Genomic DNA, 12,796 nt, shown 5'->3' with positions numbered 1-12,796 from the left:
CAGTGACCTCCAGATTTCGACACTTTCTATGTTGTTCAAAAATAATAGGAATTACTTAATTAATACTTTTCGCTTGCTTATGAGATAAACGCTTTAAGCATCCATACGTGTTTTTCCAAACTTTGATTGATCGCATTTAATAAATCTTGTGTCATATCATCATTTTCATTAGCAGCTTCAATCATACCACTTCTTAAATTTTTCTTAACGATATCAAAATCTTGGATCAAAGTTTCAACCATTTGCTCAGCTGTTTCATGACCTTCAGCTTCTTTGATCTCTGATATTTCTAAATGTTCCTTCAACGTTGCAACGGGTTGTCCACCTAAAGCTAATAAACGTTCAGCGATATTATCTAAATTTAAGGCTGCCTCATTATAAAGTTCTTCAAATTTTATATGCAATGTGAAAAAGGAAGGTCCTTTTACATACCAATGAAAATTATGAAGCTTTGTGTATAATACAGACCATGATGCAACAAGTTGATTTAATTCTTTTTGTAAATTTGACATAAAGAACCACACTCCTACTATGTTCTAGTTTATTTTACTCTTTCTTACTATTCCCATTTCACTATAAGCTAAACATTTTGTCAACTTGAAAAGTGCCGAGAAATCCAAAATTTGAAATTTGTCCATAATATTCTCCACTCTGTCTAAAAAGAAAACTTCACACAACATGGAGTTTCTTTCCCAAATTGTGTGAAGTTAAACTAGTCGGAATCTTAAGCTAGTAGCCAATTGATTTCTTCTTTTCGTGTGATGCCTTGACAAGCTAAATGCAATAGTTGCTCCTGATTTTGATGTAAAGAGCTACCTATTTATACGATTTAAAAATGATTTTGTTATATATGCATTTCTAAAATCCCTATAAAAATAAGGATTATCCCTGAAATAACAGCCGAATATCTTCCAATAAACGTTTCGGAAAGCAACAGTCCAAAACGGCCACCAATACTAAATGTGACAATGGAGAAAATACCGATCGAAAGCACTGTCCAAATGGCTGAAATTCCATTTGCCCCTATGGCAATGCCTCCCCCTAAGCAATTCATAGATAAGACAAGACCTAAAACAACAGCCTCTCGAATCGAAATAACATTATTGCGATCTTTATCAATGCCCTCTAAATTTTTAATGGACTTTGTACAGGAAAATATGTGCAACACGATCGTATAGGCTCCTATTACGCATAACAAAAGGCTCCCCACAAAGTTTGCCTTTTCAAGTGTTATATACTCAATCAATATACTGCCGATCACTACCGATACATAAGTAACGATCATCGACACCACTGCGATGGTTAGATTAGAAGAAAAGGGAATCTTCGTCTTTTTCACGCCATAAGCAAGCCCAATCCCCAAATTATCTAAATTCGCTGCGATACCGATTAAAATAATCGTAATCCAATGCATACTATCCTCCCTGCATCGATTCAACTGTTCACCTCATCATATGCAAGGATTCCTTTTTTGCTTTAGTTCTGCTTTAGTTCTCCTAAATCCATCGTGGTATCGTCTCTAATTCATGATTTGTTTTTAAAATTGATGACGAATACTTATTTACTCGAAATTACATTTTTCATGGTTAATGAATAACAATCAACGGATTAGCGAATGGTCGTATATGGGTTGCGATTTACATTCCTCATAGTCAATGAATAACAGTTATTGGTAAACGTACTGCATAGTAAGTAGCCATATTTACATTCCTCATAGTTAATGAATAACACCAGTATACGGACAAAGGGAAAATTGCAGGCATTAGATTTACATTCCTCATAGTTAATGAATAACTTAGATGCTTTAGAACAATTCGAGATATTTTATGAGTATATTTACATTCCTCATAGTTAATGAATAACCCGAACCGTCTTCCGTTGATAGCTGTAGCCTGTTTTGATTTACATTCCTCATAGTTAATGAATAACTGATTGGAGTGGTAAATAAGTCATGATTGTTAAAGAATTTACATTCCTCATAGTTAATGAATAACGAAAGCGTTCAGTCAAATCTTGAGCAGACTGAACAAGATTTACATTCCTCATAGTTAATGAATAACCTAAACGCTGATGAGTTTGCTAAAGCTGTTATGCAATTTACATTCCTCATAGTTAATGAATAACCCACATATTCCACCTACTTTTTATCTCTATATTTTTCATTTACATTCCTCATAGTTAATGAATAACAAGGTTTGACCGAGATTCGATAAACGATTCAAGATCATTTACATTCCTCATAGTTAATGAATAACAATGTTTGCGCCTTTTATACCGTTCAATTTTGTACTATTTACATTCCTCATAGTTAATGAATAACGCTATCACTGGTGCGTTTGAAGATGTCAAAGCCACGATTTACATTCCTCATAGTTAATGAATAACTTTTTTAAGTTTAAAGATATGATTCATTTTTTAAAGCAATTTACATTCCTCATAGTTAATGAATAACAATGATCACTGCTGGATTAAGACGTTCAGAAGTCTAATTTACATTCCTCATAGTTAATGAATAACTACTCGCCGCTCAATACAATGCCCTCGGATGTTTGATTTACATTCCTCATAGTTAATGAATAACAAGCTTCTCGTAGTTTGTCGTCATCCCATGCGTTCAAATTTACATTCCTCATAGTTAATGAATAACGCTTACAAAGCAGTCAAGTTTGACAAAGACAAGCGTGATTTACATTCCTCATAGTTAATGAATAACTTTTACTGAAATATTGACAGTTACTTCGTTTATAAATTTACATTCCTCATAGTTAATGAATAACACCTTACCGTGGCAATCCAAAGAATCAATTCACGAAATTTACATTCCTCATAGTTAATGAATAACTTGTTTGGCTTGAAGAATGTAGCGAAATAAAGTACGCATTTACATTCCTCATAGTTAATGAATAACGAAGTTGCTCATATGACTTCCTTCTCCCTTCTTATCATATTTACATTCCTCATAGTTAATGAATAACGCATCTTTGCTCCGACACTTCTAATGCCAAGTTGCTCATTTACATTCCTCATAGTTAATGAATAACTGAGAGTCTTAAACCCTTTACGAGTCTTGACATTTTTATTTACATTCCTCATAGTTAATGAATAACCTGCCCACATAAATAAATCATCTAATACTTTATGTGAATTTACATTCCTCATAGTTAATGAATAACTGTTGCTCGTGTTGATTTTTCGGATGGCTCTAATTTTATTTACATTCCTCATAGTTAATGAATAACTGTTTGATTTCTTGGCATAACGCAAATTTCTCTGACTTATTTACATTCCTCATAGTTAATGAATAACGCTAAACGTCATTTTGACGCTAGCCTAGTATCCTGTATTTACATTCCTCATAGTTAATGAATAACGTTGACTCCTTAGCAAAACTAGTTGCAACATTTCCATTTACATTCCTCATAGTTAATGAATAACAATTATGCAATCAGCTGGATTTGGTTCCCATGTTAAAAATTTACATTCCTCATAGTTAATGAATAACTAAATGCCCAACCAGTCTTGTAACTACCAGTCAATTCATTTACATTCCTCATAGTTAATGAATAACCCGCGTCGCCAGCGTAGCGTTTTGGCTTGCCGAACATTTACATTCCTCATAGTTAATGAATAACTAGTTAAACATGTAGCCACTCGCCGAGCTTGCTCATTTACATTCCTCATAGTTAATGAATAACCTTAAACTCCTCGCTCTTGTTTTGACATAAAAGGAGTATTTACATTCCTCATAGTTAATGAATAACGACCGAAATAAAAAAGAATTGTCGCGATGGTCTGGATTTACATTCCTCATAGTTAATGAATAACGATGATATTGTGATAATTTGGTACAGCGGTTATCAATTTACATTCCTCATAGTTAATGAATAACATCACTAAGCCCTTCAATCATTTTGTTAAGTTCTTTTATTTACATTCCTCATAGTTAATGAATAACTATAAACAAACCACAGGTCTCCTTCTTTCGGATTTTCATTTACATTCCTCATAGTTAATGAATAACGATAAAGTCCGCTTGCTGCTCTCCCTCATTTTTAAAATTTACATTCCTCATAGTTAATGAATAACTCTCGTTGTTAGCAATCTCGTTATCTATTTGAGTAAATTTACATTCCTCATAGTTAATGAATAACGATAATTCGTTTGAAACACTTTCATAGCCAATGACGATTTACATTCCTCATAGTTAATGAATAACGATATGGGTTTATCTTTTTCTACGATTTTATTTAAATTTACATTCCTCATAGTTAATGAATAACATTTTTTGCAACCGACTGCACTACAATCCATTTCCCGATTTACATTCCTCATAGTTAATGAATAACCAGAACGCTGTAAATCATATCTATAAATCTTAGAAAGATTTACATTCCTCATAGTTAATGAATAACTCCACTCTTTAATTCTATTTTAACAATCGAATATAAATTTACATTCCTCATAGTTAATGAATAACATTTTCCAGCACCATTAAGAAAATCTCGCCACCATCATTTACATTCCTCATAGTTAATGAATAACTTTAATTTGAATTTTGGAAATTGTTTACCTTCGAATTATTTACATTCCTCATAGTTAATGAATAACCAAGGGGCATTTCCATTAACTTGATACTTGCTGGCTCATTTACATTCCTCATAGTTAATGAATAACGGAAACAAAGTTGCTCCTAAATATGGAATCGCATTAGAATTTACATTCCTCATAGTTAATGAATAACGGTATGTGTCAGTCTTTACAAGTAGAAAAGCAATTGAATTTACATTCCTCATAGTTAATGAATAACTGCAATCCAATTACAAGATGTATTGGTTCTAGCAGAATTTACATTCCTCATAGTTAATGAATAACCAGGTTGATAAGTCCTTCTAGTAATACCGTCTATATAATTTACATTCCTCATAGTTAATGAATAACTTAGCGGCTGTCGGTGTTGTTGCTATTGTTTTATTATTTACATTCCTCATAGTTAATGAATAACGAAGTAATTCATCTAAGAATTGGTCCAGGTACCTAATTTACATTCCTCATAGTTAATGAATAACATGATCCAGGAACATCACCTATACTTTCATCCCATCCATTTACATTCCTCATAGTTAATGAATAACCCCATGAGTAAATAATGATTTAACTGGGAGTTTAGTATTTACATTCCTCATAGTTAATGAATAACAGATCCGCTTAGTCCACTCGTCCAATTCGAAAAATATTTACATTCCTCATAGTTAATGAATAACAGAAAAACAAAATTTATTACTCGAAATCGAGTTAATTTATTTACATTCCTCATAGTTAATGAATAACGCAAAATCGTAATCTTTTCCTTTGTTATTTACCCCTATTTACATTCCTCATAGTTAATGAATAACCTTTACGGTTTACTTCTAATAAATTCAATACTCTTTCATTTACATTCCTCATAGTTAATGAATAACGTATTGTGGAAGAAAAAATCAGAACTCGCACATAATGATTTACATTCCTCATAGTTAATGAATAACAGTAACAACAGCACTCGAAAGTCTACCAAGAATCTGATTTACATTCCTCATAGTTAATGAATAACGGAAAACGGTCGACCTCATCGGCTAATACAATTCGCACATTTACATTCCTCATAGTTAATGAATAACCAACACATCCGACGGGAGTTCATTTATATCTTTATAACGATTTACATTCCTCATAGTTAATGAATAACAATACAACATTTTTAGAAGATGAACCAACCGCACCAAGATTTACATTCCTCATAGTTAATGAATAACTATATTTCCGTATAACATATTTGTTTCCTCCTTAGTAATTTACATTCCTCATAGTTAATGAATAACTTATATCATGCTGACGGAATGCTTTTCGACACTCTAAAATTTACATTCCTCATAGTTAATGAATAACTGATATTTTCCACCGACCATTTTCATCCTTTTCGAGATTTACATTCCTCATAGTTAATGAATAACAAAGATTCGTGATTTGCTTGATAATTTACATGTTTCTCATTTACATTCCTCATAGTTAATGAATAACGTTTGCTGTCTTATTGTTGATTTTAGCTTTTTTTATAATTTACATTCCTCATAGTTAATGAATAACGTTTTTAATTGTACAGCCTGCCCCCCTGTTAGTGTGATTTACATTCCTCATAGTTAATGAATAACCATAAATTCTTGATATTTTTGATCTTGCGTTACATCATTTACATTCCTCATAGTTAATGAATAACATTCGATGCATAGCACATCTTGTAGACCGCCATTTGTATTTACATTCCTCATAGTTAATGAATAACCAACGAACAAAATATTCCATCATAATAAAAAATCAATTTACATTCCTCATAGTTAATGAATAACGGAACTAAGGACGCAAAAGCATATAAAGCCAACTTTGATTTACATTCCTCATAGTTAATGAATAACTTTATTGTGGAATCCGAGATTGACGCTATTACGCTAATTTACATTCCTCATAGTTAATGAATAACGGGACATTGTTACTAAAGTTGTGACAGGTATTATCATATTTACATTCCTCATAGTTAATGAATAACCCGTTGCGGCAAAAGATTTTCCACTCCCAACAAAACATTTACATTCCTCATAGTTAATGAATAACGAGAAATTACTTTAGAGACAACTTCGGCTTCAACATTTACATTCCTCATAGTTAATGAATAACACTTGTTCTTGATAATCATTAGTTTCCTCAATATTCTATTTACATTCCTCATAGTTAATGAATAACGGTGTTTTAATGATTGAAGCTATTTTGATTTATTTATTTACATTCCTCATAGTTAATGAATAACGGTTGTTCGATTGCTGATGCTCCGTTGTCAAAGCGTATTTACATTCCTCATAGTTAATGAATAACGGTTGTTCGATTGCTGATGCTCCGTTGTCAAAGCGTATTTACATTCCTCATAGTTAATGAATAACGGGACGGGTTACAAAGCCGTCCCGTCTGCAAAATTGATTTACATTCCTCATAGTTAATGAATAACTGGTTGTTCGATTGCTGATGCTCCGTTGTCAAAGCGTATTTACATTCCTCATAGTTAATGAATAACGCTAATTCTAATGTTGAATATTATTTGTATCGCAAATTTACATTCCTCATAGTTAATGAATAACGCTCATTAAACGAATAACGGGGAGGCGGTAAATAAAATTTACATTCCTCATAGTTAATGAATAACAAAAAATCTACCGAAAGGAGACAAGTCATTTTTTCTATTTACATTCCTCATAGTTAATGAATAACGTTACGACTTTGGTGATTTATTTTTTATTTGAATTATTTACATTCCTCATAGTTAATGAATAACGGAGGTCGCAGATAAATGGGGCATTTATTTTTTATCGAATTTACATTCCTCATAGTTAATGAATAACGAAAAACGTTTTTTATGTCACTGTTAGCGACACACATTTACATTCCTCATAGTTAATGAATAACAGGGTAGGGGAAAGTCAATAGAATTTGGGGAAATAAAATTTACATTCCTCATAGTTAATGAATAACAGTTGTTTCTTGTAATTTTTGCGCATCTTTGATAAAATTTACATTCCTCATAGTTAATGAATAACATGAAGATGATCCGCCACCTATGTAAATAAAAAATAAATTTACATTCCTCATAGTTAATGAATAACAAGAAAAGATTTAAATGATAAGTATCTATTGATATTCATTTACATTCCTCATAGTTAATGAATAACAAAAATTTGTTCGGGATTAAAGGCAGCGGGAACGCATTTACATTCCTCATAGTTAATGAATAACGAAGAACGCTTAGAAGAGGAAGGTTTACGTTACTTCGTAATTTACATTCCTCATAGTTAATGAATAACGTATAGTTCGTATATAGCTTCTAATTCCTCAACCTGATTTACATTCCTCATAGTTAATGAATAACAAAATACCGAAACGAATGTGACTGTGACGGTCGATTTATTTACATTCCTCATAGTTAATGAATAACACGATTTTTGCAGAAACAATATAAAAGAAAATTGAATTTACATTCCTCATAGTTAATGAATAACTGGTACGGTTTTTGCGGTACAGGGGGCGGAATTATATGAATTTACATTCCTCATAGTTAATGAATAACCGGGGTTCTACGACGCATTTCAGTCGACTTAAATAAATTTACATTCCTCATAGTTAATGAATAACGTCCATTATCTCGTCTATGGCTTCAAATTCCATTAAATTTACATTCCTCATAGTTAATGAATAACAAATTCACAGAGTCGGGAGGTGTAGACACTTTAAAATTTACATTCCTCATAGTTAATGAATAACCCTACTTTTATCCTACACAAATCTCCTTATTTTTCAAGGGTTTGGGGCACTTTTAGTTAAAACCAATCTTCAAAAATTGCAGTGATCCTCTAATGTGTTTTTGAAAAATCCTTAAAACCTATAGAAATCTTGATATGGCGGTCTTTATGCTAGATATCCTGATTTTGTACCTCACTGCAAACTATAAAAACATGCTCTCATAGTCTTTTTCAATCCCATAGACGACTTTTTTGATATTTTTAGGATTTGGAATTTTATACACATAAATAGAATCAATGTTTGGGTTTGCTTTCTTTGCAATCTCAGCTAAACACTGTTTTAATTTTCCTTCTGTTATTTCTCCCTCAAATAAGGAATTCTGCGTCCATGAAAGGTATTTTTTCAGAATCTTGTGTATTTTTGATACACGTTTTACATCCACATCATATGCAACCAATACATACATTTTTCATCCCCAACCTCCATATTTCTCTATTAATCCTTTAGAATCCTAGCTCATACATTTATCTTTCCATTTTAATCCATAATTTCACTTTCAACATTAATCTTTTCTTTATTAGAAAATAGTTTGACTCAATTCTTTATAGCTACATATACATTCGTCCCCCTCTATTTCACCACCATGCTTTCAAAGCTTTATAATCTTCATCCGCCAAGAAATGTTTGATCAGCTTATAGCATTCTAATCGTATTAAAAATCGATAAGATGTGTTTCTTTTTAGTTTTCGGTGTTTAATAGTAGTTTGCATTTTATTTTCAAATTCTTTTATAAAGATTTTTCGTCCAGTATCATTTAATAAACAAACATTTTCTTCAACAAATTCAAAATGTTCTAATCGAATCATTCGATTATTAATTAAAGAAAAAATAAGATTATCCATAATCAGTGGCTTAAAGATCTCTGCTATATCCAAAGATAAAGAAAATCTTCGAACGGCTGGCTCATGTAAAAAACTAATGGTCGGATTAAGCTGCGTTTTATAAATTTCGGATAAAACAGCTGTGTACATCAAACTATTGCCAAAAGAAATCAGAGCATTAATCGGATTTGTTGGAGGTCGTTTTTCTCTTTTTTCAAAATAGAAATCTTCATTACGAATGATTCCGTTAAAACCTTGATAATAATAGTTTCTGATTTTCCCCTCAATCCCCATAAGCGTTTGAATGTCTGATGCTGATGAAATCATACTTCTTAATTTAACAATGGCATCAATAATTTCTGCCGTATATTCTTTATGCCGCCTTAAATTTCTAAGCATATGATGAACCGCACTATAAATAAATTGCTGTGCAATATATAAACGATACCCTAGATTTAATACATGCTCACTTTGTTTAATCTCAACAAATCCAGAAACCTTTTTCTTTCTTGGTGTGTAACTTCCGGAATAGTAACCATAATAATTATAAAAATGTAGATTCACATTTTTTTGATTTAACAGATTAAAAAATGCTGTATTAAAATCCATTTCCGCAAAAACATGCAGATTTTCAATTTGTTCAATAGGTACTACTTTTTTTGTTCCATCCTCCTTGATTAAATAGATTGTTGAATCTTTACGCTGAAGTCTTCCATTATTAAACAAATATCGATCTCGCATTATTCTTCACCCACCCAACAAAAGGAATAATAAGAACACTTCTTACAATAGGGATATTTTACTTTAACTGGTGGCTTATCGAGAGAAAGTATTTGTTGTATTTCTGCCAGCCATTTAGGTATTTCTTCTTCCATTTCAGTAGTTAGTTCAATTTCTTCTGTCTTTTTTTCTTTTGGATAATGAAGCTTTCCCTTTCTTTCAATGCCCATCTTTTTCAACACATAAAGGTAATACAGCAATTGCGCAACATCTGAATTTCTCATTTTGCTGCTAGACTTTACTTCGCCAATATATTGTGAATCTACAATATCAATTTTCACTAAATCATCTATCAATAATTCTTTTGTTTTGGCATTTTTATAAGAATTTTCATGCAATATTTTTCCTTGTAATACCGTATCACTTTCATCTTCAAAATTGATCTGATGAGAGTATAGCCAAAGCTTTCTTTTGCAAACTTTTAAATACTGTACTTGCAATCCTGTTGCTCGCATTTCATCAAATCGTCTCACCATACTATTCCTCCATTCTTTTAAAATAGATAACTATATTAAGATTGATTTTTCTTCAATGATTTAAACTATTATTTTTTACATAAACATTGCATCAAAATCGATATCATAGATTAAACCTCGTTCTTTTGTATACTTAAAAGCAATGATCGGATACTTATTATTTCGATCTAATTGAACTGGGTCACTTATTAAATGTTTTTTGGTTGCATTTATAAACGCCCAATGGGGAATGGCTACAACAAATTCTTTGATTTGATCTAAAAACTTTATCTTTTTCGTCCAATTTGTTTCTTTCTTAAGCTTGTCTACAATATCGAGAATTGCCGCCTCGTTTTCAGCATAAACACATGTTGGAATGATATTGACATTTTGGATATCTCTAAGGGATGGCTTTTGATCATCCTCATAAGCCAATAAATGCGAATATCTTTGGATTGTTTTTTTAAATTCAGAAAGGTAATTTGAACCTTTTAATGCTTCAGTTGTATATATTTTCTTGACGATATCCATTTTGTGTTGTTCAGATAACAATTGATTGTCGTATTGCAGCAAAACTTCCTTTGATTTATTAAAAATATCAAAATCAACAACGGATTTTGTAGAATTTGATACTCCTGAAGGATAGGGATTGCCTGTATAGACAAAAACATTAGGATTTTCATCTCTATAGATTCGCTTACGATAAACTCTCCCCATTCGTTGGAATAGACCAGTAGCTTCTGATAATTCTGTAAATAATACATCAAAATCAATATCCACACTTGCTTCAACTAATTGCGTAGTAATCCATATTCCTTCTTCATGCACGTCTTCTCTTCCTAAAAATTTAATAGCCTCTTCTTTTTCATCACGGTCTTTTTTGATGAATCGGCTATGTAAAAGATTCGTTTTGATCTCTAGATGATCAAATTCATCTTGAAGTTTCTGTGCTTTTGTAACTGTATTTACTATGATCAGTACTTTTCCAGCAATTCCTTCTTGCACAATATCTGCCGCTGATATATCTTGTTCTTTTATCTTCATATAATGTCGCTTCATGACTTGCCCATTTTCATCTAATTTTAAAAATGGCTCCTCACGCTTATGAAAAGGAATATTCAATCGTTTCATTTCTTCTTCCAAAAGTGGTGGAAATGTAGCTGTCATAATTAAAAATCTTCCACCTACATTTGTAATATGTTTTAACCCTAAAATGATGAAAGCTGCTAATTTTGGACTGTACATTTGAATCTCATCAATAACTAACTTGCTATAAGATAAAATAGCGAGTTTCATCTCAAAACCTGGATACAAACCTACAAAATCAATAATTTGATCGAGTGTACAAACAGTTAATGGATTGGAAAATTTCTTTGTTTGCTCCACAAATTTAAGATCGAACTCATTATCTTGCTCTTCAGATCGCTTTAAATACTCTGAAACTGTATCACTATGCAAAAGCCCTACATTGTTTAGGTTGAGTATGTTTGTTAAACGATCATAAATGGCATTAATCGAAACTTTCAATGGTAACGTGAAAATCCCTTTATTTTGACCTATCCAGTACAAAGCAGCTTCCGTTTTTCCAATTCCCGTAGATGCGATAATGACATGATTTTCATCTTGATGTTCTTTTAAATAATTTTGTAAATCATTGGGATCATGTTTATTTTCGTTTAAAAAGTGATCTACTTTTTCTACTAAATTTTCTGGTTCTATTTCAACTTTTGTATGAGCACTTGCCGTAAAGTCAATTTTATTGAGAAATCCTTTTATTTTCACAAAATCATAGAAAGATTGATCATCTGGAAAATACTTATCCACAAATTCACCATAGTCAAATACAAGTTCTTTTCGTACAGTAAAATCTTGCTTTGCAAGTAGAGGTATATACTTAGGCAAATCATTTTCTACTATCGTTTCACTAACAGTAAAATCTTCTTTTTCTCTTTCATGATGATAGTACACAGCTTTCATCAAGGTACATAATTCTTGATAAGAAAGTTCTTCTTCTAATTCATCAATCGGAATATAGGCACAACTTAAATATCCATGTGATACTTCTTTCAGATTCTCAAACTCATCCATTATTCTTAAAGAAACTGGACGAACTTTATTTTGAAATTTCGTATTAGCTTTTCCGATATCATGATAATAGCAAGCCTTTCCCAATAATATCCATTCCCGTTCAGTTAAGGCATTAGGATACATTTCTTTTAAAATCTCTAGCCTTGATAGAAGTTCATCTGTATGCTTTTTAATCGTTTCAGCAGCCTTATCTTTTTGTTTTGATTTTGCTAATAATTCCTTGAACATCACTGATTACTCCTTTCTAAAAAAAGAATGGGATCGCTCCCATTC

The 12,796-nt window shown here is 31.7% G+C and carries 6 protein-coding genes and 1 CRISPR repeat array; all 6 genes read right to left on the bottom strand.

Annotated features, from left to right (window positions below):
- Positions 1-77: 77 nt before the first annotated feature.
- On the bottom strand, positions 78-512 hold the full coding sequence (locus FEU33_RS02900; protein WP_146547929.1) for a Dps family protein: 435 nt from the start codon (positions 510-512) through the stop codon (positions 78-80).
- Positions 513-844: 332 nt separating this feature from the next.
- On the bottom strand, positions 845-1,438 hold the full coding sequence (locus tag FEU33_RS02895; RefSeq protein WP_342355260.1) for a manganese efflux pump: 594 nt from the start codon (positions 1,436-1,438) through the stop codon (positions 845-847).
- Between the two features lie 131 nt (positions 1,439-1,569).
- Positions 1,570-8,340: a CRISPR direct-repeat array (repeat unit 29 nt; unit sequence ATTTACATTCCTCATAGTTAATGAATAAC).
- A 181-nt stretch (positions 8,341-8,521) separates the two neighbouring features.
- Positions 8,522-8,785, bottom strand: coding sequence for a CRISPR-associated endonuclease Cas2 (gene cas2, locus FEU33_RS02890; protein WP_146547927.1), 264 nt, complete (start codon positions 8,783-8,785; stop codon positions 8,522-8,524).
- Between the two features lie 169 nt (positions 8,786-8,954).
- Positions 8,955-9,941 carry a type I-B CRISPR-associated endonuclease Cas1b gene (gene cas1b, locus FEU33_RS02885; protein WP_146547926.1) on the bottom strand — a complete coding sequence of 329 codons (987 nt, stop codon included), beginning with the start codon at positions 9,939-9,941 and terminating at the stop codon, positions 8,955-8,957.
- A complete protein-coding gene (gene cas4 / locus FEU33_RS02880) occupies positions 9,941-10,453 on the bottom strand; it encodes a CRISPR-associated protein Cas4 (protein ID WP_312753939.1) in 513 nt (170 codons plus the stop codon). The genes cas1b and cas4 overlap by 1 nt, the downstream gene beginning before the upstream one ends.
- A 78-nt stretch (positions 10,454-10,531) precedes the next feature.
- Complete coding sequence (gene cas3, locus FEU33_RS02875; RefSeq protein ID WP_146547924.1) at positions 10,532-12,751, bottom strand: CRISPR-associated helicase Cas3'; 2,220 nt, start codon at positions 12,749-12,751, stop codon at positions 10,532-10,534.
- Positions 12,752-12,796: the final 45 nt, after the last annotated feature.

This window comes from Rummeliibacillus suwonensis (assembly GCF_007896435.1).
Taxonomy (GTDB): domain Bacteria; phylum Bacillota; class Bacilli; order Bacillales_A; family Planococcaceae; genus Rummeliibacillus; species Rummeliibacillus suwonensis.
Note: the sequence above shows the minus strand (reverse complement) of the source record. Positions and strands in the feature narration are given on the sequence as shown.